Source organism: Streptosporangium sp. NPDC049046, assembly GCF_040649155.1.
GTDB lineage: Bacteria > Actinomycetota > Actinomycetes > Streptosporangiales > Streptosporangiaceae > Streptosporangium.
Genome location: NZ_JBEZEZ010000034.1, coordinates 21,817 through 47,573, shown reverse-complemented (window position 1 = coordinate 47,573; position 25,757 = coordinate 21,817). Strand labels below are relative to the sequence as shown.

The 25,757-nt window shown below is 67.7% G+C and carries 16 protein-coding genes and 2 pseudogenes; 10 read left to right on the top strand and 8 right to left on the bottom strand.

Annotated elements, in window-relative coordinates; genetic code table 11:
• Positions 1-193 precede the first annotated feature (193 nt).
• The 7 genes from AB0B96_RS34400 (at position 194) to AB0B96_RS34370 (ending at position 14,239) form a co-directional block, all read left to right on the top strand.
• Positions 194-2,377 (top strand): TOMM precursor leader peptide-binding protein, encoded by a 2,184-nt coding sequence (locus AB0B96_RS34400; RefSeq protein WP_362905549.1) that lies wholly within the window; start codon positions 194-196, stop codon positions 2,375-2,377.
• Positions 2,370-4,313, top strand: a complete 1,944-nt coding sequence (locus tag AB0B96_RS34395) for a TOMM precursor leader peptide-binding protein (protein ID WP_362905547.1) — start codon at positions 2,370-2,372, stop codon at positions 4,311-4,313. Before AB0B96_RS34400 ends, AB0B96_RS34395 begins: the two co-directional genes overlap by 8 nt.
• A 39-nt stretch (positions 4,314-4,352) precedes the next feature.
• Entirely contained in the window at positions 4,353-5,972 is a 1,620-nt protein-coding gene (locus AB0B96_RS34390; RefSeq protein WP_362905545.1) for a SagB/ThcOx family dehydrogenase, read from the top strand.
• Between the two features lie 27 nt (positions 5,973-5,999).
• Complete coding sequence (locus tag AB0B96_RS34385; RefSeq protein WP_362905543.1) at positions 6,000-8,756, top strand: lantibiotic dehydratase; 2,757 nt, start codon at positions 6,000-6,002, stop codon at positions 8,754-8,756.
• 19 nt (positions 8,757-8,775) lie between these two features.
• Positions 8,776-9,876 carry a lantibiotic dehydratase C-terminal domain-containing protein gene (locus AB0B96_RS34380; RefSeq protein ID WP_362905540.1) on the top strand — a complete coding sequence of 367 codons (1,101 nt, stop codon included), beginning with the start codon at positions 8,776-8,778 and terminating at the stop codon, positions 9,874-9,876.
• Positions 9,877-10,067: 191 nt separating this feature from the next.
• Entirely contained in the window at positions 10,068-11,222 is a 1,155-nt protein-coding gene (locus AB0B96_RS34375; RefSeq protein ID WP_362905538.1) for an acyl-CoA dehydrogenase family protein, read from the top strand.
• A gap of 821 nt (positions 11,223-12,043) precedes the next feature.
• Positions 12,044-14,239, top strand: a complete 2,196-nt coding sequence (locus AB0B96_RS34370; RefSeq protein ID WP_362905536.1) for an AfsR/SARP family transcriptional regulator — start codon at positions 12,044-12,046, stop codon at positions 14,237-14,239.
• A 69-nt stretch (positions 14,240-14,308) separates the two neighbouring features.
• Here AB0B96_RS34370 and AB0B96_RS34365 read toward each other — a convergent pair whose 3' ends face one another.
• From AB0B96_RS34365 to AB0B96_RS34350, 4 genes and pseudogenes are all read right to left on the bottom strand, one after another.
• Positions 14,309-15,298, bottom strand: a complete 990-nt coding sequence (locus AB0B96_RS34365; protein WP_362905534.1) for an AraC family transcriptional regulator — start codon at positions 15,296-15,298, stop codon at positions 14,309-14,311.
• A 404-nt stretch (positions 15,299-15,702) separates the two neighbouring features.
• Positions 15,703-16,374, bottom strand: a pseudogene (locus AB0B96_RS34360) (integrase core domain-containing protein); the annotation flags it as partial.
• 69 nt (positions 16,375-16,443) lie between these two features.
• Positions 16,444-16,707 (bottom strand): annotated as a pseudogene (locus tag AB0B96_RS34355) (transposase domain-containing protein); the annotation flags it as partial.
• A 260-nt stretch (positions 16,708-16,967) separates the two neighbouring features.
• Positions 16,968-18,179: a LacI family DNA-binding transcriptional regulator gene (locus AB0B96_RS34350; protein ID WP_362905532.1), complete on the bottom strand. Its 1,212-nt coding sequence runs from the start codon at positions 18,177-18,179 to the stop codon at positions 16,968-16,970.
• 54 nt (positions 18,180-18,233) lie between these two features.
• On the opposite strand from AB0B96_RS34350, the gene AB0B96_RS34345 reads away from it, so the two are divergent.
• Positions 18,234-19,604 carry an MFS transporter gene (locus AB0B96_RS34345; RefSeq protein WP_362905530.1) on the top strand — a complete coding sequence of 457 codons (1,371 nt, stop codon included), beginning with the start codon at positions 18,234-18,236 and terminating at the stop codon, positions 19,602-19,604.
• 311 nt (positions 19,605-19,915) lie between these two features.
• On the opposite strand, the gene AB0B96_RS34340 is transcribed toward AB0B96_RS34345, so the two are convergent.
• The gene (locus tag AB0B96_RS34340; RefSeq protein WP_362905528.1) at positions 19,916-20,650 is read right to left on the bottom strand and encodes an SDR family oxidoreductase; all 735 of its coding nucleotides are present in this window, start codon (positions 20,648-20,650) and stop codon (positions 19,916-19,918) included.
• Positions 20,647-20,913, bottom strand: a complete 267-nt coding sequence (locus tag AB0B96_RS34335) for an Atu4866 domain-containing protein (protein ID WP_350948629.1) — start codon at positions 20,911-20,913, stop codon at positions 20,647-20,649. Before AB0B96_RS34335 ends, AB0B96_RS34340 begins: the two co-directional genes overlap by 4 nt.
• Positions 20,914-21,103: 190 nt before the next feature.
• Between AB0B96_RS34335 and AB0B96_RS34330 the strand changes: the two genes are divergently transcribed.
• Together AB0B96_RS34330 and AB0B96_RS34325 are read left to right on the top strand one after the other, a co-directional pair.
• The gene (locus AB0B96_RS34330) at positions 21,104-21,949 is read left to right on the top strand and encodes a helix-turn-helix transcriptional regulator (protein ID WP_362905526.1); all 846 of its coding nucleotides are present in this window, start codon (positions 21,104-21,106) and stop codon (positions 21,947-21,949) included.
• 201 nt (positions 21,950-22,150) lie between these two features.
• Positions 22,151-23,368 (top strand): MFS transporter, encoded by a 1,218-nt coding sequence (locus AB0B96_RS34325; protein WP_362905524.1) that lies wholly within the window; start codon positions 22,151-22,153, stop codon positions 23,366-23,368.
• Positions 23,369-23,892: 524 nt separating this feature from the next.
• Here AB0B96_RS34325 and AB0B96_RS34320 read toward each other — a convergent pair.
• Positions 23,893-24,825, bottom strand: a complete 933-nt coding sequence (locus tag AB0B96_RS34320; RefSeq protein ID WP_362905522.1) for an acyl-ACP desaturase — start codon at positions 24,823-24,825, stop codon at positions 23,893-23,895.
• A 122-nt stretch (positions 24,826-24,947) separates the two neighbouring features.
• Positions 24,948-25,670, bottom strand: coding sequence for a DUF998 domain-containing protein (locus AB0B96_RS34315; protein ID WP_362905520.1), 723 nt, complete (start codon positions 25,668-25,670; stop codon positions 24,948-24,950).
• Positions 25,671-25,757: the final 87 nt, after the last annotated feature.

Sequence of the window (25,757 nt, the reverse complement as noted above, 5' to 3'; positions counted from 1 at the left end):
ACCCGCGGAGACAGCGGAAAGGGAAGTGAAAGGACCTGCGGCCATACTTCTGATGCGGGACGTACGGCGCCCGACATCAAATGCCAAGGAAGTGATCTCGACGATGACTGCTACCGAGCTCGGGCCAGGAGGGGGACAGGGGAATCCTTCGAGGGCCGATGATTTCTCCGTCCGGCCCAGGCTGGGCCATGACGTGCTTTTCTACGACGTCGGCGACAAAGTCGTGGTGCGCAACACCGAGAAGGTGTACGTCGTCAAAGGACAGTCGGCGTACCGTTTCATGTGCTCGCTCGCGCCGTATTTGACAGGCGAATACACGGTCGCCGATCTGTGCGCGGACCTTGCGCCTGAACGGCAGGAAATGGTCGTCTCACTCGTGCGTTCGCTGATCGACAGCGGTTTCGCGCGAAACGTACGCCGGGCGGGCGACGTCGATATGGACCCCACCGTCGAGCAGGTGTTCGCCTCGCAGCTGAACTATGTGGAGCACTATGTCGACGAGGCCAAGGCGCGGTTTCTGCGCTTCCGTACGGCAAAGGTGCTGATGCTGGGTACCGGCCGCGTGAACCGGGCGGCGGCCGAGAGTCTGCTGCGCAACGGACTCGGTTCACTGAGCCTGGTCGCGTCTTCGCCGAAGAGCGCGGCCGGGGACACCGCCGTGGCCATGGCGGGACTGGCCGAGTGCGTCGCGGACTTGACCGAGGCCGGCTGTCCCCCGCAGGTTCGGCTGTCGGACCTCACCCTGGACGACGCCCTCGCGCCGCACGCCCTGATCGGATACGACTTCGTGGTCGCGTCCGGCGACGACATCGGTATGGCCGCGCTGCGGCGACTGGTCGACGCCGGAGTGAACGGCGGTCCAGTGGTGCTGCCCGCCACCTCGATCGGTTCGAAGGTGGTCATCGGTCCGGTCACCCGCCCGGCGACCGCAGGATGTTGGATGTGCTCCATGCTCCGCTACGGAGCCAACGCCGAGCCGCGCGATGCGGCCGCCCTGTGGCGCGGCATCGCGTGCGGAGTTTTCGGTCCAGAAGCTCCAAGGCTCAATCCGCAGCTCGCGGCGATGGTGGGCAACATGCTCGCCTTCGACCTGTTCCGGCTGATCACCGGTTGCTTCGACGCGGAGACGGACCATGGCGTCCTGATCCAGGACATCTCAACGCTGGAGGCCAGGCGCGAGCGGCTGTGGCCCCATCCGCTCTGCCCCTCCTGCGCGGAGCATCAGGACATCGGCGCCGCCACGCCCGTCACGCCGGCCGTCGTCCACGAGGAGGCGCCGCGATCGTTCGGTGGCGATCACGATGACAAGGAGCGGCTCAGAACACTGCTGAAAGAGGCCGATGAACTGGTCGGCCTCTACACAGGTGTGCTGTCGTCGTTCGACGATGTGGCACTGGACCAGTCGCCGCTCAAGGTCGGCAGGGTCCGCCTCGGAGCCCAGGCCGGATCCGACGTGCGCCCCCGGCTGATCACGGCGTTCGATCTGCACTATGTGCCCGTCGCGCGCCGAAGCGCGCTGCGCGCCGCGCTGCTCGCTTATGTCGGCCAGGTGGCGAACGTCCGGCATGCGGTCACCGGTTCGATGGAGACGCAGCACACGCTTGCCCCTGCCGGCCTGTCCACCTTCACGGGGCTCGCGGTCGAGGGACGCGAGACGCTCCCGTGGCTTCCCGCGACCTCTCTGGTGACCGGGGAGCAGCGGCTGGTGCCCGCCGCAGCGGTTCATCCGATGTCGGCGCTCAACGCCGACTCGTTGTTCGAACGAAGCGGGGCGGGTGATGGAGCCGGAGCGAGCATCGGTGAGGCCGTCCGGACGGGCCTGTTGTCAGCGATCGCGTTCGAGGCTCTGCGTGAGGCCGTTTCGGGACGGGGTGAACCCCGTCCGATCCACTGCGGGGATCCTGAAACCGGTTCTGAGCTGGAGTTCTTGCTGAGAACCTTCGGCAACCTGAACGTCTGGCCGGAGGTGCTTGAGATCTCCCGCTGGCGGAACGCCGGCGTCGTCCTCGCTCGAACCCCGGACTCTGCGGACAGGCCCCTGTGGACCGTACAAGCCGCGTTGTCCCAGCGGGCCGCGCTCGTCGGAGCCCTGAGAGATCTTGCCGGACTGGTTCAGATGCGTCATCTGGCGAAGATAGATGAAGTCGACCTCGGTGAGCCGCTGTTGCCCGGATTCGACGCCCGGGCCGTGCACGCATCCGAGGATCCGCTGCCGGCCACGACGGACAACCCACCCGGCGACGTCGCCGCCCTCGTCGGCGAACTCACCGACGAGGGCCGCGACGTTCTCGTCGTCGACACCACGCCCCCAGAGCTCAGGTCTCAGGCGGCTGTGGTGACCTGCCGGGTCCTCCTGGGGCGATGCAAGAGTGAATGACCAGGTCCCACAGGTGCTCGCGCACGGTCAACGACTGGTCGCCGACTACCTTCACGACCGATTGACCCGGACCGCCGGGCAACTCGACCGTCCCGTGACGATCCGCGTGGCGCTCCTCGGCGCACAGGACATGCTGCGGCAGCTCGACGCACCGGATACGGACACGACAGGCTTACTGCCTGTCCATCTGCACGGCGGTGCCGTACTGCTCGGCCCGTTCGACAGCGAGCGCCCCTGTTTCCACTGCTTGGCAAGACGGTGGCAACAGGTGCGGACCGGAGTGGAACGCGATGCGCTGGGGAGCGGACGATCGGTCGTCGCGCACCACGCGTCCCCGTTCCTCGCACGGTTCGCGTTGGAGGCGATCTGGCAGACCGTCCAGCGGATCGTCCAGGTGTCGCCAGGGCAAAAACCTACCGACCGGCATGGCCATCCGTTCGTGCACGAGCTACGGCTGAAAGACCTGACAGTGCGACGTCATTCGATCGTCGCGGACTCGCAGTGCCCTCGATGCGGCGTTCCGGCCGAAGACAGTGCCGACGCCGCTCGCATCGTTCTGCGCAGCCGACCAAAACGATCGATCAATGACTTCCGGATCAACCCGGCCGCTGACTACGACCTGGAACCGGACGCGTACGCGAACCCTGTCTGCGGGATGGCCGGCACCGGCGCGGACCTGAGCATGACGAGCACGACGACGGCGAATGTGAAAGGCCGTATCGACATTCCAGGTGGCGAGTACGTCCATGAAACGTTCTGGGCCGGTCACTCCGACAGCTACGCCCGCAGCACGATCCTGGGAATACTGGAAGCCCACGAGCGGATCGCCGGCACACAGCCTCGACGATTTTCGAAGCCGGTGGTCGACACGTACCGGAACCTGCAGGGCTCAGCACTGGATCCCGCCGAATGTGGCCTGTACCCCGCAGAGTTTTACGCCAGTACCCGGCATTACACGCCCTACCATCCTGATCTGGCGATTCCGTGGGTGTGGGGCTTCTCGCTGCGCGATGAGCGTCCCCTTTTGGTCCCCGCGGCGATCACCTATTACCACCTGATCGACCAAATCGGCAGATTCGTCCAGGAATGCTCAAACGGGTGCGCATCCGGTAGCTGCCTGGAAGAGGCGATCCTCCACGCCATCCTCGAACTGATCGAGCGTGACGCGTTCCTGATCGCCTGGTACACCAAGCTGCGGCTGCGCGAGATCGACCCGTACAGCAGCGCGACGGTCCGCAGCCGTCTGATGATGGACCGAATCTCGATGTACGGGTACGACATCCGGCTGTTCGACGCCAGAATCGAATTTCCGATACCGGTCGTGGTCGCTGTCGCCCAACGCAGAGACAGCGGCATGGGCAGGCTGCTCTTCGGTGCCGGGGCCAGTTTTGATCCCGAGGAGGCGATCGCCTCCGGCCTGTACGAGGTCGCGTCCGCGATTCCGGATTTCGCCGACTACACGAAGCTGCGCGCCGAAGAGCTCACCACGAAGGCGGCCGACTTCGACAGGGTTCTCTCGCTGTCCGATCACGCCCCGCTCTACGGGCTGCCCGACATGGCCCGGTACGCCGCGCATCTGCTCGGAGACAACGGCCGTCCCGCCGATCTGCCCTCGGTGGAGGCGGTGTTCCGGGGCTGGCAGCACGACCGGCCGCGCACCCTCGATCTGCTCGACGACCTCAGGCTCTGCATTCGGTCCGTGGTCGAGGCCGGCTTCGACGTGATCGTGGTGGACCAGACATCACCGGAGCAAGCGGAAATCCCCCTTCGCACGGCGAGCGTGGTGATCCCCGGCATATTGCCGATCGACTTCGGGTGGAGCCGCCAGCGCGCCTTGCACATGAAGCGGACCCGCACTGTCCTGCGCCGGGCCGGACTCCGCGACAGCGATCTCGAAACCTCGGAGCTCAACAGGGCTCCGCATCCATTCCAATGAACCGGCTCGCCGGTATGGCGCGGACTTGAGGAGTCATGTATGGACACGGAGCAAGCCATCGAAACGGCGAGCGACTATGTCGCCGCGATCATGCGCCGCAATCGATCGCCGACGGAGGACTGGGGCCTCAAACCCGATTGGGCCGACCAGCCACGAATGCACAACGTCTATCCCGGCGTCACCCCCATCCCGTTACCGGCCGCGAAGGTCGCGCTCGCCTCTCTCGAAGGGAGCCTGGCCGGGCAGGTGCCCGAGAACGGCGGCGCGTTCACCATGCCGATGCTCTACGAGATGCTGCGGGACTCCTACGCGTACGGCGGGCGGCGACTGGCGGTGACGGTCAACGACGACACAGTGGCTCTGCCGCATTACGCGCGTGCGGTCTGGTCTCGCGGCACGGCGTCCGGCGGCGGCCTGTATCCGCTCGAGATCTACTGGGTCTGTGGCCCTGGCGGACCGATGTTGCCGGGCGTCTACAACTACTCGCCGGCACAGCACGGTGTCCAGAGACTGCTGATCGGTGACGTGACGAGTCAGGTGCGTCGGGCGATCGCGCCGGCGGAGGCCGTGGGCGACCAGTTCCTGCTCGTGACCGTCAAATTCTGGAAGAACGCTTTCAAATACCGGACCTTCAGCTACCACGCGGTCACCATGGACGTGGGCACGGCGCTGGGGACCTGGCAGTTGTGGTCACGGGCGGCGGGAATTCCGCTGCGCCCGCTGCTCGATTTCGATGAGGAAGCACTCAACCGGTTGCTGGGCGTGCGGACGCACGAGGAAAGCGTGTTCGCCGTGGTGCCGCTACCCTGCGGCGAAGGCTCCTCTTCGGAGGGCCGGCACGAACTTCGAGTCACCGCCGTCCCCAGGGAGAGGTCACGCACCGTCGTCCGGCATCCCGCGGTCGAGCGGGTACACGCCTCGACCGTCACCACCCGGTCGCCCGGTGATTCACCGGCTGAGCGGTTGAAGGCGGCGAGGCCAGGCCACGACGCTGGCAGGGGCGACGGAGTCAAGCTGGCCGATCCGCTCCCGCTCGACGCCACCGTACGGGAAGCCCTGCGCAGTCGTCGGAGCAGCTTCGGCAGATTCAGCGCGCAATACAGTCTTGGGCAGGCCGAATTGGGTGCGGTGTTGCGTGCGGGCACGCTCGGAGCCCGGCTCGTGTCGGATGTCAAACATTCAGACGGCACACCGGAGCTGACCAGGCTGGCCGTTCTCGTCAACCACGTCGACGGTGTCCCCGCGGATGCATACGACTACGACGTCGCCACCAACACGCTGCTCCCCCTCGGCGTCGGGGTGAGCACATCGTTCCTGCAGCGCAACTACTTCTTGAACAACTACAACATGGAACAGGTCGCCGCCGTCGTCACGGTGCTGGCACGGCCGCACGCGGTGATCGACGCCACCGGCCAGCGAGGTTATCGGTTCCTCAACGCGGAGGTCGGCGCCGCCGCCCAAGCCATGTATCTCGCCGCGGCCGCGGCGAACATCGGCTGCGGGGCCGCGCTGGGCTTCGACAACGTGTCGTATGTCGAGCACATGGACAGGCAGCGAGACCTGAGCCGCGATGACGATGGCCAGGAGTGGCCGTTGCTGATCGTGATGCTGGGGCACGAGCGCCGGAAAGCTCCCGACTTCCACTTCCGCCTCAGTTGATCTCGCCGACCCGAAGAGGTGATGCCGGTGATAGACCGTGATTTCAGGCTTGGCATTGGTGCCCCGGTGGGCCAGGAGAACGGCAGGCAGTGGATAGTCACACCGCAGTTCATGCTGCGGGTGGCCGGGATGCCCATCGATGCCGTGGCCCCTCTGGGCAACCCGCGGGGGGTGCGATGGGCCGACGCCGTGCTGGCGGCCGAGACCGCCATGGACACGGCGAAGCAGGTGATCGCTGACGCACTGCAGGAGTCCATTGCGGACAACGACGACGAGCATCAGCGTCGTCAGCTCCTTACGCTGAGGCGCGATGTCTTCAACCGACGGCTCCCCAAGAACATGGCATCGGCCAGGGCGCTCGCCGAGCATCTCGGCGATCAGGGGCGCGCCGCCTTGCTCGGCTGGCTGGATCAGCGCGCCGCCTATGACGAGGAACTCCGGCAAGGCGCCGCCGTTCTGGCCGAGGAAACCGAACTGGCGCGCGCCCACTTGCGTGAACTCGCACGCGATCCGAGACTGCGCAATGGCGTGTTGCTGGCGTCTCCTTCGCTGGACCGCTACCTGCCGGCCTATCTCGACGCCGGGGCCGGCCCGCTGAACAAACGTGCGCGCCGTATCGAGCGGTCGCTGCTGGAGTACGTGTATCGCACCGCCTGCAAGACGAGCCCTTTCAGCACGTTCACCGCGGTCGCGCTCGGGCGGTTCGTGCCCGGCAGCGGGTCCCTCTTCCCGGAGATCGACCTCGATGTCGTCTGGCGTAGCCACGCCCGCCTCAACGTCGCGGCGCTGGCGCGCTTGATAGACGTCATCGTCGACCAGCTCGCCCTACGTCCGGAACTTCCGGTGCGCCTGACGTCGGGCTCGCGGGCGGATACGGAGCGGGTGCGCTATGTGCGGCGGGTCCGGGTGGTCGGTGACGACGACACCCCGATGGGCGTGGACAGCATGCGCGAGAACCTCTTCTACCTCCCTCAGGGCAACCTGCTGCAGGAGGTCATGCGCATCCTGGGTGAGCGGGCAGAGGTGTCCTTCGGGCATCTGGCCGAGCTGCTCAGCGCGGCCGATCGGCCGAACCGTTCCCCTGAGGACGTGCGCGAGTATCTGAGGCGCCTGCTCCAGCTCGGCCTGCTCGTGGCGCCGACCGTGCATTTGGACGTCCACAGCACCGACCCGATGGAATCGTTCCGGCATGGCCTGGTACGGCTGGAAACGCCATGGGCGCACGCGGTCGCCGACAGGCTCGGCGACATCTCGGAGCTGGTGAAGCAGTACCCGTCAGCCGATCACGAGGCCCGCAGAAAGCTGATCGGCACGATCCGGTCGATCTTGGAGGAGGCGCAACGCGAGCTCGGCGCGGTGAAGCCCAGCATGCCGAGCAACCTGGTGTACGAGGACGTGTGCGTCCCCGGCACCGGCGCGGTGGCCGACCCGGAGGCGTGGCGGCGGTCGTTGACTCCCTCCCTTTGCCAGGTAGCGCGGTTGTTGCCGCTGTTCGACTCCACGGTGCCGCAACGGCTGAGCCTGCACGGATTCTTCACCGCTCGCTACGGAGTCGGTGGACGTTGTGATGACGTGCTGCGCTTCGTGCACGAATTCCACCAGGACTACTACACCTACTACCTGAAGGTCACCTCGCGACCGAGTTTCGACGAGGACGGTGCGTTCGTCCCCGACCCGAACTGGTTGCGGTTGCCCGAGGTGGAGGCGATGGCCGAAGCACGGAAAGAACTGATACGCCGCATGAAACTGGCAGCGGCATCCGACACCGACGTGATGCTCGACGATGAGTTCGTCGACGAGGTCTCCGGCCTGGTGCCCGATCATCTGCTTGACCTGGAGCCGAGGAGTTTTTTCGTTCAGCTCGGCGACGACGACGGTGAACCGTTCGCCGTGGTGAACCAGACATACAGCGGTCTGACCCTGTTGTTCTCTCGCTTCGTGCACTGCTTCGACGACGTCGAACGCGGTGGACTGGCCGCTGAACTGCGTGACGAACTCGCCAAGCTGCAACCGGCCGACGCGGTGTTCGCCGAGGTCACGGGCGGGTACGACACCACGAACCTGAACCTGCATCCAGCGATCACACCGTACGAACTGGTCTGTCCCGGCGATGTGAGTTTCCGGAGCGAGTCCGAACAGATCATGGTGGATGAGCTCAGCGTGCTCCACGACGAGGAGACCGGCAGGCTGCGGCTGTACTCCTGGCGCCTGGGCCGCGAGGTCATCCCGGTCTACCTGGGCTTCATCATTCCACCGGCACTGCCCGAAGTGCAGCGGGCGATGCTGCTGTTCTCCCGGACCATATTCGCCACGATCGACATGTGGGGCGGCACGCGTGCGCACGAGCGGATCAAGACGATCAGGAGCCAGCCGAGAGTCCGCTTCGGCGACCTGATCGTGTCAAGACGCAGGTGGACCGTACACCCTGATTTCCTCCCCGCACGCACCACCGCGGACGGCGACGCGGAGTCGTTCCTCGCCTGGCGGCGCTGGCGGCGGGACCACGGCCTGCCGCAGCGGGTTTTCGCCTCACTCGGCGCAGTGCCGCTCAGGCCCGACGCGAGCAACGCCATGCCGACGTTCAAACCCCAGTACATCGACTTCGGCAGCGTTCTCTCACTCCATTTGCTGGACCGATTGGCGCGTGAAGGCAATCGCCTGATCGTCCTCGAAGAGATGCTGCCGGACATCGAGCAGATCTGGCTGAAATCGGCTGAAGGACGGTACGTGGCCGAGCAGACGATCGAGATCACCGGCACGAACCGGCCGCTGCGCGGTCATTGAGCAGACAGGGGAGACACGGATGACATCAGAGCCGTACATCGTCGACGATTCTCGGGCGCGACCTGCCCGTTCGCCGGGTGAGTGGCAGGCGCTGCACATCTTCTACAGCGCCAATTCCCAGCCGATTCTCACCGACTGCGTCGCACCGCTGGTGCGTGACCTTCGTGATCGCGGACTGCTGGAGAGGTACTTCTTCATCAATTACTGGATGGAGGGCCCGCACGTCCGGCTGCGGCTGAAGCCGGCCACGGAGGCGGCCACACCCGCGGTCCGCGCGGCGGCCGAGGCCGCCGTACAGGAGTTCCTGTCGAGCCGGCCGGCGCTTTACGAGTTCGACCAGGACATGCTGAAAGCGCAGGAAGATCTGTTCATCATGGAATATCCCGACGAGAATGAGCGACGTCGGATGTACCCGGACGGCCGGATACCCGTCCAGGGCAACAACACATTCCACTACCGCCCCTATCATCCGGAATACGATCGCTACGGCGGGCCTGTCGGAATACCTCTCGCGGAGCGGCACTTCGAATTCTCGAGCGACCTGGTGATCAAACTGCTGCAGACGGCCAACGTGCATGTCCGGCCGGTGCTGCTGGGCCTGGCCGCCCAGCTCATGATGATCAGTGTTTCCACTTTCATGCGGGACACCCGTCAGATGGCGCGCTTCCTGGAGCGTTATCACGACTACTGGAACTCGTCGTTCGGCCTCGACTACTGGAGCTCGACGACCCGCATCGTCGAAGACAGTACCGCCAGCTACCGCGTGTGTTACGACTCGATGAAGGACGTGCTCACGACGCGGTTCATGGACACGCACAACAGCATCCAGCGAGGAGAGCCGGACCGGTTGACCGGCTTCCGGGCGATGTGGGCGCGACACTGGGAGACCCTGCGTGAACAGGTGCTGGAACTCGGGACCGCCGGCAAGCTCACCTTCGTCAAGGCAGGCACCTCCAGAGCGCCCAAGGTGATCTCCGATCCCGAGATCCTGCTGCCGCACCTGCTTGCGTCATACATCCACATGACGAACAACCGGCTCGGCCTGCCGATAGCCGACGAGGCCTACCTGGCGTACATCCTGGCGCGTACCCTCCAGGACAACGTGGGATCCGCGCCTTGACGTCGTGAAAAGGCGGTGACGCGGCCGATCGCCCCGTTCCGCCGCCCGCGAAAACTGATCGAGGCGCATTCGGTGTGACTCAGGTGCTCTGGTGCGGCGGCGAGGCTGTCGCTTATCCGCTGTTTTCCCTGGAATTCGGCTCTCTCGTCAACAAGAAGATGTTCTTCGTCCCCCACGAATGAAGTGAGCACATGACCATGCAGACAGCCCACCTGCTGGATCTTCCCGCGCAACTGGAGCCCGCCATCAGCGCGGCCACCGGCGAAATGGAAGCCGGGCGGGACCTCCCCGAGAAGCTGGTGCGGGAGTTGCGGGACAGCGGCGCCTTCCGCCTGCTCACGCCGCGGGAGCTCGGCGGCTTCGAGGCCCCGCTGGAGACCGTACTGAAGGTGTACGAGGGGTTCGGCCGGCTCGACGCCTCCGCGGGGTGGATCGTGTGGAATGCCAATTGGGGGTTCATCGGCGCGCTGCTCGACGAGCCGGGTAACGCCCGGATCTGGGGACCGGGTCCCGAGCCGGTCTTCGCGGCATCGAGCATGTTGGGGATCGCTGTCCCGTGCGAAGGGGGTTACCGGCTATCCGGTTACTGGAAGCTTGTCAGCGGTATCAGTCACGCCGACTGGTTCGCCGCGGCCGCCTACATCAAAGAGGGCGACGACGTGCTCCTGACAGAGGAGGGCATGCTCGACGTACGGTTCTTCATGCTGCGCCGGGAGCAGCTGTCCGTCAAGGACACCTGGCATGCCGGCGGCCTGCTCGGCTCGGGAAGCCACGATGTCGTGGTCGAGGACGCCATGGTGTCCGACGAACTGGTCGTGCGCGTGGACGTGCCGGCCCGCATCCAACGGCCCCGCTACCAGGGCTACATACCCTCGCTCGTCGTCCCCGGCTGCTCTGCCGTCGTCCTCGGGGTCGCCCAGACCGCCATCGAGGAGACGGTGGCCCTCGCGCTCTCCAAAAGGACGATGACCGGCGGCACGCTTGCCAAGTCGGCACACACCCAGGCGGTCATCGCACGGTCCGAAGCCGCGCTGCGGGCAGCCCGGCTGCTGCTGCTGTCCACGGCGCGAGACCTTGACCTCGCCGGAGAGAACGCCGAGCCCGTCACCCTCGAGCGACGAGCCGCACTGCGCGCCGCGATGAGTCACGCCGCGCAGGTCAGCCGTGAAGTGCTGACGGCCATGTACGAGCTCGGCGGCTCCACCTCGATCTATCGGGGCAACGCCGTCGAGCGGCTCTTCCGCGACGGGATGGTGGCGCTCCAGCACCACAACCACTCCGCCGGTTTCTTCGAATCCGCCGGACGTGTCCGCCTCGGCATGGCCCCCGCCCTGCCTGTCTTCTGACGGCCCCGGTGCGGTCTTGGCGCGGCCCGGATCGGTGGATCGGCAGGCTGAACACATCCGCTGATCCACCGATCACCCCCCTGGTCGGTGCGGCCGGTGTCGGCGATCGCCTCCTGGCCGCGCAACGTGACGTTGCCGCACCCTGGATTTTCCCCCTCCGCCCTCGCCGGCTTCGACCAGGCTGCTGAAGGCGTGAATCCGTCCATCCACAAAGCGAATTCGAACGCCAGGAAAAGGACTTCTCCTACCCGTGCCCGTGCAGGAGCCCGCTGCCGGGTCGCCAGGGGGACGGGTTCCGTGTGACATGGCGCGACGACCTCTGCGGACCGGCGTGACCATGTGCGTCTTGAAAGCGTCCCCGGTGATGCTTCCGCTATCCCGAACGCGCAGTGGATAGGACGTGACGTGGATATTTCCCGTGGTTGTGTGTAATTAGGCTTATCCGCGCATCTCATACGATGAGGCGGAAATCGACGCAGGAGGTGCACCGCCCGCGCGATCGGGACCGCATCCGTTCCGCCACCACCGGATTCGGAACGCGCGGGTGTGCTGTTCCATGACGAGGACTTCGCGGAAGGATTTCTTCACACGGTGCCGCCCTGCTCTGTCTCTCGCGTGCCTGGCGCGGGTTCCGGTCCTGCAGTTCCAGCAGGCCGGCCACCCGTGCGAGGCCGTAACCGTCCGTCAAGACCACAGAGTCGCCCGTACCACCTGGGGACGAAGAGCCGCAATGAGTGGATGCTCGTCCACCGAATGACCGAGGGCCGTCGAATTCCGAAAGGCCGGTTCGCATGAACACGGGCGCTGGGAGGGGGCTGCACGTGGCCGTACTGGGTCCCTTTGAAGTGAGAATAGGGGCGGACCAGGTCGAACTGGGTTCGAACCGCCTGCGGACGCTGCTGGCCGTCTTGGCACTGTCGGCAGGCGAGACGGTGTCGGTGGACCGGCTGGCCTCGGTGGTATGGGCGGGGGGGCTGCCGGACAACGTCCGGCGCAGCGTCCATACCTATATAGCCCGGCTGCGCAACACGCTCGGCGCCGAGGTGATCAAGACGACGTCACTGGGCTACCAGATGCAGGTGGCCCATGATCAGGTCGACGCGCTGCTGTTTCGCCGGCTGCTTGCCGAGGCGACGCCGGTGCGGGGCACCGAAGCCGAGCTGGCGCCCCTGGAGCAGGCGTTGGCCCTGTGGCGGGGGCAGCCGTTCGAAGGGATCGACTCCCCGGCACTGCACGGGGCCGATGCCGCGCACCTGCTGGAGCTTCATGTGTCGGCTGCGGAGCGGTGGATCGACTTGGGACTGGCCGCGGGGCGCCACAGCGCGTTGGTGCCCGAGGCCCGCAAGCTGGCAGCCCATCATCGACTGCACGAGCCGTTGTGGGGGCGCCTGCTCCTGACGCTGGACGGCTGTGGCAGACGAGCTGAAGCCCTGTCGGCATACGAGCGGCTCAGGCGCAGGCTGAGCGAGGAACTGGGCACCGCCCCATCCGCGGAGCTGCAGCGTATTCACGCCGACCTGCTGCAGGATCGGGCGGTGTGGGGGGTGCCGATCACGCCACGCCAGCTCCCGGTGGACGTAGCCGAGTTCACCGGCCGGGACGAGGAGCTGAAGCGGCTGGACGGGTTGCTCAGCGGGAGCAGCAGGGTCTGCGTCATCACCGGCACCGCCGGCGTCGGCAAGACCTGCCTGGCCGTGCACTGGGCACACCTGGCCACTGAGCGCTTCCCGGGCGGCCAGCTGTACGTCGATCTCCAGGGATTCGGGCCGGGCGAGAGCGCACTGGACCCGCACGAGGCTCTGTCCGGCTTTCTGCAGACCTTGGGCGTGCCCAAACCCCAGATCCCGGTGGATCCACAGGCCATGATCGCGCTGTATCGGACACTGCTGGCAGGCCGGCGCGCGCTGGTGCTGCTCGACAATGCCCGCGATGCCGAGCAGGTACGGTGGCTGCTGCCCGGGGGTACCGAATGCATGGTTGTGATCACCAGCCGACAGGGGCTCAGCAGCTTGGTCAGCCAGCACGCGGCTGCGTTGCTCACGCTGGACGTTCTCACCTATCGCGAGTCCCGGCAGTTGCTCACCCGCCGGTTGGGCCGTGAGTGCATCGAGGCCGACGCGCGCGCCACCGATGAGATCATCGATTTGTGCGGGCGGCTTCCCCTGCCCCTGGCCATTGCGGCGGGCCGCGCGACCGCGACACCGTCCGTCCCGCTCGCGGCGCTCTCGGCCGATCTGCGTCGTGTCCGTACCGATGTCAGTGTGCTGGCCACCCGGGATGCCCGCACCGACATGCGCACCGTGTTCTCGCGCTCCTACGACCTCCTGCCCTCCGATGCGGCCCGCCTGTTCTCGTTGCTGGCGATCCATCCGGGGCCGGACATCGCCCGAGCGGCTGTGGCCAGTCTGGCGGCCGTCGACCAGTTGCAGGCCGACCGGCTTCTGGATGTTCTCCTGGAAGCGCACCTGGTGGCCGAGGCCGTTCCCGGCAGGTTCATGCTGCACAACCTGCTTCGCACTTACGCGCATGATCTGGCCGGCGTCCAGATCCGTCAGCAGGCGGCACGGCGGGTGATCGAGCACTACTTGCACACCGCATGCCGAGCCGCGCGGCTACTGGCGCCGGAGGCGCTCCTGATCGTTCCCAACCCTCCGGCGCCAGGCGTACGGCCGGAGCGTCTTGTACACCGCCGGCAGGCGCTGGATTGGTTTCGGGCCGAGCACGCGGTCCTGTCCACCGTTCTGCGCCAGGCGCTGACGAACGACTTCCCCTCCCATGTCATCCAGTTGGCGGCGGCGTTGACGCCTTGGTGCGATCATCAGAGCGACTGGCACACGAAAGCCGACATCCAGCGGCTCGCTCTGAAAGCAGCCGAACAACTGGGCGACATCGCGGCCATGATCAGGGTGCGGCAAACCATCGCAGCGGTAACGATCAACCTCGAACGAGCAAACCAGGCACCCGCTTCCGGCAGCACGGTGATCAGCCTCGACCGGATCGAAGTGCCCGGCGGATGAAGCCGCTGATCGCCGAGTTCCCTGTCACCACCGGCCGACCGGCCTGCTCGGGTGGAGCGGCTGTCACGCTCACCGATGTCCTTGCCGGGTGCTGGACGGCGGTCGGCCGTAGGTCTGCCGGTACAGGGCCGCGAAACGGCCGAGATGGGTGAATCCCCACCGGAGGGCCACATCCGTGACGGTTGTCTGGCTGTCCGTCTCGGCGGCACGGACCAGATCGGCATGGGCGTGAGCCAGCCGTACGGAACGGAGATAGGCCATCGGGGTGGACTGCAGATGCTCGCGGAAGCCGAGCTGGAGGGTGCGGACGCTGACCCTGGCCGCGGCGGCGATGTCACCAAGACAGATCGGTTCGCCGGCGTGATCTTCGCAATAGCGGGTCGCACGCCGAAGAGCGGCAGGGATCCACGAGGCGGGGATCTCGCCGAGTTCGTGGGAGTAATTGTGGGACTGGGAGGAGAGCAAGGTGTGCAGCAGGAACTGTTCGAAGTGATGCTCGGCCAGCTTCGAGGCTGCGAAGGGCAGCGTACCGCCGGTACCGGCCGACGACAGCATTCTGAACGTGTGCCCGAGCGCGCTGGTGGTATTCACCCCTGGTTCGAACCGCAGTCGCTCTTTGGGAGGATCACCCAGGTAGGTCTCAAGCGTCTCCTGCAGGAGTGCCGAAGGAATCTGCATCACTGTCACTTCGTGATCGAGGCTCCAATGCATGTCGATCTTCTGCTGGGGGCCTATGAGGGAGATCGGTGCGGTGACGTCCCCTCCGTTGAGTGTCACCTCGCCGCCCCCTCGCAACGGCATGATCGCGTAGAAGTTAAACGACTCCGACGTCCCGGTACGAATCTCTGCCCCGTACGACGCGGTGTACAGAGCGATCTTTCCTCTGTGGAGAAGCTGGTATCGAGCGCCGTGCGGGTGTGACTTGACAATCTGAAGGTAGTAGGACGGGTAATGCTGCTCCAGCAGTTCTCGCAGCTGATCGGTGCCTGCGGTAACAGCCGGATGGTTTGTCGACGGGCCTGGGGTGCACCCCGACCCCTGTGAGTTCAAATCCTTCATTGCGCTGATCTCCCCTGCAGGCTCTGCCGACCGCCACGTCGGCGCGAGCGGTCGCGCCTGATACTCGGTATGGAGACTGCGTCGATCTGATCGTTGATACGAGGCAGGGAGGCTGAGTTCGGCGGCATGATGACGTGGATTCCGAAATGCGCGTATCCGTGCCGTCTCCGCGGCGGAAGGAGCATGAACTCTTCCCTCTGCGGGAAGCAGATCGGCGACAGGCCACGATATTGCAAATGTGGATCAGGGTCTTTATAAGGCTTTTTAAATAAATCGCGCCTTGGTGGGTTGTTGTGGATAAATTTTCCCCTCGACTCGCGGAACTCCTGGAACCTGGGCCGCCCCGGCGAAGTCGGAGGCTGGATCGCTTGGTTTTCGATCGCCAGGAAGGTGCTGACGGTTGACCGGTGGAACGTCCCCTCGCACTCAGTTGGAGGAACGTTTCCGCAGTAAGAATGTAGCCTTTCGGAATTATGCCGGGCAACCCACTCCATGGTGGCAATCGTCGCATCCATGACACCTTTCCAGCCGCCATGAAACTCGATGAGCTCCTTCTTGTAGAGACTGTTCAGCGACTCCGCGACGGCATTGCCATACGAATCACCCTTGCCGCCCACAGAACGAGCCGCACCAACCTTGTCAAGTCGTTCCGTATAGCGGATGGAAGTGTATTGAACACCCCTACCGGAATGGTGAACAAGGTCATCGACGACGCCTTCACGCCGAACCGCTCGCGATGGGTGTCGATGAACTCGACTGGCGTGGCAGTTTGGGATCGAGTTCCCGGGCGAAATACGCCGAGGCGGCTTTCAGGATCTCGTTCGCCCGACGCAACTCGCGATTCTCGCGCTCTCGAGTTCGGTGATCCGCCGGGCGTCGGACGTCGAGATCCCCGGACGTTTCCCGCCATCGACCTCGGCCTGGCGCACTCAGGTCCGCAACGCCTCACGGTGCACCCCGAGCCGATCGGCGACCCGGGCCGGCACGCCCGCCCCCTCACCGGCCGCACGCAGCTCAAAAACCATACGGACAGCGCGTTCCAGCAGTTCAGGGGCATATTTCCTCGGTGGTGCCATAACTCCTCGCCCTTCCAGGTATCGGAGCCTCCAACCAGCTCGGGGTGACCCAACCCCGGCCCCCAACCTCTGCCGGGCCTGGGTAACCGCTCCACGCGTCGGTGGCTCCCATCGCGTTCCCGGCGCCGCCGTGAGCAGGCCGGTCGGCTTCTCCGCGACCTCCTCATAGTCGTCGTCCGCGAACAGGCACAACGCCATCAGCAGGTAGAGCATCACATGCGCGGGGAGCTTCCGCACCCGCTCCTCACGGCATCCGTGCAGGTCGATCGCCTCGTCCAAGACCTGCCTCGGCACCAGCGACGTCAACGCCCCCAGGCCTACCAGATCCAGCACCCTTGATCCACTCCGCCACCCGGCGGACGCTACCAGTACAAACCCCTACTTAAACGGCATTAGGTTGGCAGTGTGTTCGCCCACGTTGACACTCCATCATCGGAATTGTTAGGTGTTTCCGGGTTGCGATGGTAGCGGGCAAGAGATGGAAAAGTCAGGAAATAAGAAAAATAGAAAAACGGCCATCCGTACACGACACCTACGTACCATTCCTACAGGGAAGCCATGTTTCCTGGGTCGTCCGGGGAGAAAAAGTCCACTCAAGATCGTCGGGTGGAGGTGCGGCTGATCAGGTGCCAGGCGACGTCGGTGTCCCGGTCGGCCGGGGTGAGGTGGCCGAGGGCGGTGCGGGCGCAGCGGGCGCCCTGGTCGCGTAGGGACTGGGCGATCGTGGTGAGCCCGGCCGGGGCGGCGGCGTCGGAGTCGTCCCAGCCGCTGAGGGTGAGGTCACCGGGCACGGTGAGGCTCAGGTGGGTGGCGGCGCGCAGGACGCCGAGGGCCAGTTCGTCGCTCATCGCGGCGATCGCGTCGCAGGCGTTCGGGCCGGTGAGCAACTCGGCCGCGAGTGTTTCGGCCTCCCGTGCGCTGTTGGTGGAGCAGACCGCCACGCGGACCTGTGACCAGTCGCCGCCGGTCTCCGCCCAGGCATCGCGGTAGCCGCGCAGGCGCCGGCGGGTGACCCGGAAGGTCGAGGTGTCGGGGTCGATGCCCGCGGGCGCGTCGGCCGAGGTGGTTCGGGAGCCGGCGTCGGTGACGCCCGGGGTGCTGTCGGCGGTTCCTGAAGCGGTGCCGGTGTTCTGGGGAGGCCCGCTTCCGGGAGCGTCGCTCGCTTCCGGAAGCACACGACTGCCGGGGACGCCGAAGGCGACGCGGGAGACCCTCGCGCGGTCGAGGGGAAAGCTCAGCACTCCCGGGTGACGCGCTCCCGCGAAGACCTCGCGGCCCACGGCCGCCGCCGCGCCGCGGTCGTCGGCGGCGACGAAGGAGAGGCCGTCGCGGCGCGGACCGCCGTGGACCACGGCGGGCAGACCGGTGGCGGTGATGGCGTCGATGACGGGGTCGTCGTCGGCGGTCGTCCAGACCACGAAGGCGTCGACGGCGGCCTCGGTGACCCGGTCGACGTCGGAAGGGCTTCCCGTGACAGGGACGAGCGTGAGTGCCATGCCGTGGTCGGCGCAGACCTGGGCGACACCGGACAGGAAACGGGTGGCCTGCGGGTCGTCGAAGGCGTAGGTGAGGTGCTCGCCGAGGACGACGCCCAGGTTGCCGGTCCTGCCGCTGCGCAGTGAGCGCGCGCCGGGGTGCGGGCCGGGGTAGCCGAGGCGCTCGGCGGCCTCGCGGACCTTGGCCCGCGCCTCGTCGGAGACCCGGCCCGGCTGGCCGTAGGCGTACGAGACGGTCATCACCGACACTCCCGCCGCACGGGCGACCTCGGCCATGGTCACCCTGCGTCGCGTCGTCCGTCCGCTCATGGTCCGAGGGTATCTGTGTATCGATACACAACTGATGTGTGTATCGTTACACATATGGCAGGAGGAAAGGGCAGAGTTCGGGCGCGTACCGCTTATATGGGGTTCGCCGCGTTCGGTGCTTTCTGGGGGGTGTGGGGTGCCTCGGTGCCCGCGATCCGCGCCCAGGCGGAGCTCGGCGACGGGCAGTTGGGTACGGCGCTGCTGTTCGTGGGGGCGGGAGCACTGCCCGCGATGCTCGTCACCGGAAGGGCGGTCGATCGCTGGGGGCTTCGGGTGGCCGCGTTCCTGCTGGTCACGCTCGGTGCGGTGGGGACGCTGGTGGCCGTGGCGGGCCGCGACCTCTGGAGCCTGTCGGCGGGGCTGGCGCTGCTCGGGGCCTCCTCGGGGGCGGCCGATGTCGCGATCAACGCGGCGGCGGCCTCGGCGGAGCGGGCGTCGGGCAGGCCGGTCATCACCCGCGCGCACGGCACCTTCTCCGCGATGGTGGTGGTCGGCAGCCTCTCCGCAGGGCTGCTGCTCGGCGGCCTGGGGGTGCCGGTCGTCGTACCGTTCCTGCTGGTCGCGGCGGCCTCGGCCGGTGCGGCACTCGGCGTCGCGGCCGACCGGCGAACCGCCTCGGGCGCCGAGGGAGCCGTCCGGGAGGCGGCGGGAATTCCCTCCGTCGGCGGGAGTGCCGCTCCGGACACGGTGAAAGCCGCTCCGGTCGACGAGGAAACCGCACCGGTTCCGGCGGGGGCCGCTTCGGTCGCCGAGGATGCCGAGAATGTCGTCCCGGGCGCGGCGGGGGCCGCCCGGGGGCGGCATGTCGTGCGCCTGTTCCCGTTGCTCGTGGTCGGTGGCCTGGGCGCGCTCGCCTTCGCGGTGGAGAACGCCCACCAGAGCTGGGGTGCGGTCTACCTCGCCGACGTGGCCGGCGCCGGTCCCGCGCTCGCCTCGGCCGGTCCGGCGGTCTTCGCCGCCGTCGTCGCCCTCACCCGCTTCGCCGCCGGCGCGCTCGGCTCCCGGTACGCCACGGTCGTGCTGATCTCCGGCGCGGTGACGGCCGCGGCCGGAACCCTGCTGGTGTCCGGCGCGCGGTCCGTTCCCGTGGTCCTGCTCGGGCTGGCCCTGGCCGCGGCCGGTACGGCGGTGCTCTTCCCCACGCTGATGGGTGTCGTCGCCGCCCAGGTCGGCGAGGCCGCCAGGGGGAGGGCGACATCCGTGGTGGCCACCGTGGCCTACCTCGGCTTCCTCGCCGGTCCCGTCTACGTCGGGCGCTGGGCCGAGACGACTGACCTGTCAGGGGCGATGGTGGCCGTCGCCGCCCTCGCCGCCGCCCTCGCGGCGCTGTCCTGGCCCGCACTGAGATCGGCCGTCCGCACCGGCTCCCCGTGGGACCACGGTGACCTTCACCACACGGAGAAGATCAGCGCTCGAACCCCATGACGCCCGTCTGGCCCCTGCCGGTTCGCCCTCGCGGCCTGCGTACAAGGTTTTCCTGGCACGCGAGCGCTCGATGGAAAAGATCGTTTACTGCCGGTCATCACTTTCAATCTGCCGAAGCGGATGCTTTCGATCTGCCGAAGGGGTGGCTTTCGATCTGCCGAGCGCCTGCCTTTCGATCTGCCGAGATTTCGAGGCGGCCGGACGGCGCTCGGGAGTTCTGCCCCGGTGCTGTCGTGCACCCCATCCCGTCCGGTCGTCCGCCCGCCGGAGCCCGGTCACCCGTTTCCGGATCAGGCTCCGGCGTGGCGTCGTCACTGGGCGCCGGCGGCCGGGCGTATCACGATCTCGTTGACGTCGACCTCGGCGGGCCGGCTGATCGCGAAGGCGATGGCGTCCGCGATCGCCTCTGCCGGGATGGCCACCGACCGGTAGGTCTTCATCGCCTCGCGGGCCATCGGGTCCGAGATGGAGTCGGCGAGCTCGGACTCGGTGACGCCGGGGGAGACGACGCTCACCCGGATGTCGCCCGCGGACTCCTGGCGCAGCCCCTCGGAGATCGCGCGCACCGCGAACTTGGTGGCGCAGTACACCGCGGCGGTCGGCGACACCTCGTAGGCGCCGACGGAGGCGATGTTCACGAAGTGCCCGCCGCCCCGCTCCCGCATGACCGGCAGGGCGGCGGCGATGCCGTGCAGTACCCCGCGGACGTTCACGTCGATCATCCGGTCCCACTCGTCGACCTTCAGTTCCGCGAGCGGTGACAGCGGCATCACGCCGGCGTTGTTGACCATCACGTCCAGTCGCCCGTACCGCTCCCGCGCGGTGGACACGAAGGCCCGCACGTCGGCGGCGTCGGTGACGTCCAGCCGCCGGAACGAGGCGCTGCCGCCGTCGGTGGTGATCTTCGCTGTCAACTGTTCCAGCCGGTCCGTACGCCGCGCGCCGAGGAGGAGGTGATGGCCGTCGGCGGCCAGGCGGAGCGCGGTCGCCTCGCCGATCCCGCTGCTCGCCCCGGTGACCGCGATGACCTTGGCCGATGCCCTCATGCCCGCTCCTTCTCCCGGTACAGCACGAGGTGCTCGTGGTAGAGCACACCGTCGCGGATGTCACCCGTGGCGGTGAACCCGGTGTCGTCGACGTAGTCCAGATGGCCGCCGGTCACCGTGTACCGGCCGGTGTACGCGCTGCGCCGACCGCCGCGTGCCTCGTCGTACCGGCCGTCCGCTCGCAGTTCCTGGCGGATGTGGCCGTCCGCGGTCACCCACATGCCGACCACGTCCACCTTCCCGTCATCGGTGGTTCTCGTCATGCTCTTCTCCCGTACATGGTGATCTGCCCTTCGGCATCGAGTCTGGGCCGGGTGCGGGCCGTCAACCAGGACGCTCACCGCCCGGGTGCGCCGCACCCAGGCGGCGAGCGCCCTCGTTGCGGCACACCCGGGCAGGTCCTGGGTGTGACACACCCGGGCAGGCCGCCGTCCGCCCGCCTAGCCTGGGGACATGGCCAACAACGAGCTGGGAGACTTTCTGCGCGCACGTCGTTCGGGCCTGCGGCCGGAAGACGTCGGCATGGTGACCTACGGGGTCCGCAGGGTCGCCGGACTGCGGCGTGAGGAGGTCGCCGTTCTGGCCGGTATGAACGCCGACTACTACACCCGCCTGGAACAGGGGCGCGAACGCCGTCCCTCCCCTCAGGTGCTCGACGCGCTCAGCCGTGCCCTGCACCTGGACGCCGACGCCCGCGCGCACCTGTACCGGCTGGCGGGCGCCGCGCCGGACGAGCGGCCGGGCCGGATCCCGGACACGGTCAGTCCCGCACTGCGCCAGCTGATGGACGGCTACCCGAACACTCCCGCGTTTGTCATCAACCGCACCCTGGACATCCTCGCCGCCAACGCGCTGGCCGACGCTCTGTTCTCGCCCTTCGAGCCCGCCGACAACCTGGCACGGATGGCCTTCCTCGACCCCGCCGGGCGGCACTTCTACACCCGCTGGAACTGGACCGCCCAGGCCACCGTGGCCAACCTGCGGCAGGCGGCCGGCTTCGATCCCGAGGATCCCCGGCTCCGCGAGCTCGTACGGACCCTGACCGAGCGGAGCGGCGAGTTCGCGGCCCTGTGGAGCGCGCACGAGGTGCGGGGCAAGACCCGGGACGCGAAACACCTCATGCATCCGGACGTCGGCCCTTTGATCCTTACCTACCAGGCCTTCGACGTGCGCGACGCGCCCGGCCGGCAACTGATCATCTACCACGCCGAACCCGGTGGTCCCAGCGCCCAGGCACTCACCCTGCTCGGCAGCATCGGTGCCTCCCGGCGACAGTCACTGGGCCGTTCGGCCGGTTGACCCGCGACCTCGGCCGGAGAGAGGCCGGCTGCGGAAGACGGCGGTTCGTGACGTAAGGTAAATGGCTGTCGCGTTCCACAGGGACGCGAGCGATGACCGCTCGGCGGCCGCGAGAGCGGTATCACCCCGGTCGAAGCCCACCACCCCCGGTGGGCTCCCGAGCCGGGCGGAGCCTCCGTCTGGATGTTGGACGGAGATCCGTTGAAGTCGTACCTCGCCGTGCTCAGTACGCCCGGAGCCTGGCGGTTCCTCCTCCCCGCCTTCGCCGCGCGCCTGCCGAACGCGATGCTCCAGCTCGGCGTGCTGCTGCTCGTGCACTGGTCCACCGGCTCCTACGGCGTGGCCGGGGTGGCCGCCGCGGTGGCCGCGGTGGCGCCCGCGCTGGTCGGCCCGCGGACCGGGCGGCTCGCCGACAGGTACGGCCAGGCGAGGGTGCTGGTCCCGCAGGTCGTCGTGCACGCGGTCGCGCTGGGCGCGCTGCTGGTGCTCGCCTCGGCGCACGCTTCGGCGGTCTCGCTGGTGGTCGTCTCGGCGCTGGCCGGGGCGACGATGCCGCAGGTCGGCTCGATGGTCCGCGCCCGCTGGGCGTACGTGCTCGGCAGGTCGGGCAGGCTGGACACCGCCTTCGCCCTCGAATCCATCACCGACGAGCTGACCTTCACCCTCGCCCCGGTGCTGCTCGTCGCGATCTCGACCGGGTTCTCTCCGGTGTGGGCGCTGTCGGGGTCGCTGGTCATGGTCGTGGTGGGGACGCTCGTGTTCGCGGGGGTGCGCGGCGGAGCGCCGGAGCCGATGCCGGTCCGGGTCCGTTCCCGGCGCGGGGTGCTGCGGCTGCGCGGGGTGGCCGTGCTCGCAGGGGCCTTCGTCGCCCTCGGCACCGTCTTCGGCAGCCTCCAGGTGGGCGTCACCTCCTACACCGCGGCGCTCGGCCAGGCCGGTGCCGCAGGACCGGTGTACGCGTGCTTCTCCGGCGCGAGTTTCGTCGGCGGCCTCCTCTACGGCGTGGTCCGCTGGCGGATCGGCGCCCCTGCCAGGCTGGCCGCCGCCCTCGGGCTGCTCTCCGCGGCCACCGTCGCCCTGACGTTCGCCGGATCGCTCCCGCCGCTGTACGCCGGAGCCGCCGTGGCCGGGTTCGTCATCGCCCCGGCCATCATCACCGGCTACACCCTGGTCGAGGGCCTCGTCCCCGCCGAGGTGAGGACCGAGGCGTTCACCTGGCTCAACGGCTCCGTGGGCATGGGCATCGCGGCGGGAGCGGCCGTCGCGGGCCAGCTCGTGGACCGCTTCGGCGCGACGTTCGCCTTCCTCGTCCCCCCGGTCACGACCGGTCTGGCGGCCGTGCTGGTGTTGACCTTCCTTAGGGTCCTGAGGCCCGCCGTCCAGCACTCGCGACCGCGCGAACTGGCCTCGGCCGCCTGAGGCATACCTGCGAAGGTCGGCGACGAGCGGCGATCACCGCTGAGCGGCGCCAGAGAAGACACGTCCAAACGGACACGGTGGGTACGTCCAGCGGGACACGGATCATGCGGCTGTTCGGACACGGAGTGCTCGTCTGATCAGTCATGTGGTCCCATGATGGGAGCATGTCTGAGCTGGTCACACCACTTGGAAGGCGTGGTCGGCCGTAATGCTGGGCGTCTGATTCGTGAGGCGCTCGCCGACACCCGAGTGGCGCTGATCAACGGGGCACGGCAGTCGGGAAAGAGCACGCTGACCGCTCTCATCGCAGGGTCCAGAGAGAACTCGATCATTCGAAGTCCGGACCGTCCGGAGACCCTGGCTGCCGCACGGGAGGGTCCGACACCTTCGGGGAGCATTCAGATCTGCTCGTCATCGACGAGATGCTGAAGGCGTTGCCGGTCAGTGCGCTCTGGCGACTGCGGGCCTGAGGTGAGTCGTGGGGAGGGACCGCGCCGCGGCGGCCCCTCCGGAGAAAAGGCGCCTCAGGCGTCGGCGGCCTGGCGGGCGCGGCGGGCCTCGCGGCGCTCGACGAAGCGGGAGGCGGTGGTCTCCAGCCGGGCGAGGAAGTCGTAGAGCTCCTCGCGGGCCTTCTCACCCTCGGCGCCGAGGCCCTTCATGTTGGCCACGTCCCACTGGCGCAGGACCGGCTGCAGGACGTCGTCGATGTGCAGGCGCAGGTCGTAGATGCCGGCGTTGGCGATGGTCATGGCCTTGCGGGTGAAGCCCTCGATGCCGGTCCCCGGCATCTGGAAGGTGGTGACGACGTCGGTCACCGCGCGCATGGTCTGGTCGGGGGTGAGCTGGAAGGCCGCGTTGAGCAGGTTGCGGTAGAAGAGCATGTGCAGGTTCTCGTCGGCGGCGATCCTGGCGAGCAGCCGCTCGCAGTTCGGGTCCTCGGAGGCCTTGCCGGTGTTGCGGTGCGAGATGCGGGTGGCCAGCTCCTGGAAGGAGACGTACGCCACCGAGGCGAGCACACCGTCGTAGGAGTTGGTGAAGCCCTCGCTCATGTGCACCATCCGGGCGCGCTCCAGCGCGACCGGGTCGACCGCGCGGGTGACCGTGAGGTAGTCGCGGATCGCGGTGCCGTGGCGGCCCTCCTCGGCGGTCCAGCGGTGCACCCAGGTGCCCCACGCCGCGTCGCGGCCCAGGGTGGTGGCGATCTCATGGTGGTAGCTGGGGAGGTTGTCCTCGGTCAGCAGGTTGACGATGAGGGAGATGCGGGCTTCCTCGGGGATCTTGGTGTCGGTCTCGACCCAGGCGTCCCCGCCGTAGAGGCCGTCGTAGTTGCGCCCCTCCGACCAGGGAACGTACTCGTGCGGGAACCACTCCTTGGCCACCTTGTGGTGCCGGTCCAGCTCCCCCGCGACGACAGGCTCAAGTTCGAGCAGCAGCTCGGTCTCACTGAACTCTCGCATCAGGTTTCTCCCTCGAAGACTACGGAACCGTAACCTACGTTAGCGTAGGTAAGGCCGCGATCGGTACGTGCCACATGTCTCGTTTACTCGACCATGAGCGATTCAAGGGAGCCGCTTCGCCGTCAGCCGAGACCGATCGGCTGGCGAGGATGGCGGGTGTCGTCAGGGCTGTCGCCAGGGCTGAGCTGGGCGGGAATCGCCAGGTCACGCGCCCGTACGGCCGACCGGTGAGCGGACGCGTCGTCGCGGTGACCCGCCCAGAGGGCGGCCATCAGGATCAGCGTCATCTGGGAGAGCACCAGCAGGCGTTGCGCCAGGCCGTAGTGGTCGGCGCCCTCGATCAGCTCCGAGACGAGCGAGCCCGGGTGGGCGGCGAGGAACCAGACGAGCAGCCCCGTCGAGAAGACGGAGACCGCCGCCAGGGGGCCGTTCCCCGACCGGCGGCCGAGCATCCAGCCCGCGCAGGGCAGCGCGGTGAGGACCACGGCCGCCGACCAGCGGTGGATCTCCCCGGCGACCGAGACGACGCCGGGCGCCGCGTCGGTGGGGAACGCGGCGGTGAGCAGGAGTCCCAGCGCCGAGGCGACGAACAGCGCCCGCGCCGCCGCGCCGCGCACCGGCTCCACCCGGACGAGCAGGTACGCGACCCACAGACAGCCCATGGCCAGGGCGGTCGTGCCGACCACCATCGCCCAGGCGCTGCCGTCACGCAGCGCGTAGTCACTGATCAGGCCACCCATCGGGTTCACCGTGTCCGCCGCGACCAGGTGCGCGTAGCCCATCGCCGCCAGGGCGACCAGCGGCCCGGCCACCCCCGGCCAGGCGGACGGCGGGCGCTCGTTCACCGCCGCACCCCCCGGCCGGTCGTCTCGGAGTCCGTCACGCGGCCTTCCTGAAATCCGGACGTGGAGTTCGTCGCGGCGTCTCCTCGC

Excerpts from the sequence above, each read along its gene's own strand:
- AB0B96_RS34335 (WP_350948629.1), bottom strand. The coding sequence starts at position 20,913 with ATGACGAGAACCACCGATGACGGGAAGGTGGACGTGGTCGGCATGTGG.
- AB0B96_RS34380 (WP_362905540.1), top strand. The coding sequence starts at position 8,776 with ATGACATCAGAGCCGTACATCGTCGACGATTCTCGGGCGCGACCTGCC.
- AB0B96_RS34330 (WP_362905526.1), top strand. The coding sequence starts at position 21,104 with ATGGCCAACAACGAGCTGGGAGACTTTCTGCGCGCACGTCGTTCGGGC.
- AB0B96_RS34320 (WP_362905522.1), bottom strand. The coding sequence starts at position 24,825 with ATGCGAGAGTTCAGTGAGACCGAGCTGCTGCTCGAACTTGAGCCTGTC.
- AB0B96_RS34340 (WP_362905528.1), bottom strand. The coding sequence starts at position 20,650 with ATGAGGGCATCGGCCAAGGTCATCGCGGTCACCGGGGCGAGCAGCGGG.
- AB0B96_RS34375 (WP_362905538.1), top strand. The coding sequence starts at position 10,068 with ATGACCATGCAGACAGCCCACCTGCTGGATCTTCCCGCGCAACTGGAG.
- AB0B96_RS34350 (WP_362905532.1), bottom strand. The coding sequence starts at position 18,179 with ATGAGCGGACGGACGACGCGACGCAGGGTGACCATGGCCGAGGTCGCC.
- AB0B96_RS34390 (WP_362905545.1), top strand. The coding sequence starts at position 4,353 with ATGGACACGGAGCAAGCCATCGAAACGGCGAGCGACTATGTCGCCGCG.
- AB0B96_RS34365 (WP_362905534.1), bottom strand. The coding sequence starts at position 15,298 with ATGAAGGATTTGAACTCACAGGGGTCGGGGTGCACCCCAGGCCCGTCG.
- AB0B96_RS34345 (WP_362905530.1), top strand. The coding sequence starts at position 18,234 with ATGGCAGGAGGAAAGGGCAGAGTTCGGGCGCGTACCGCTTATATGGGG.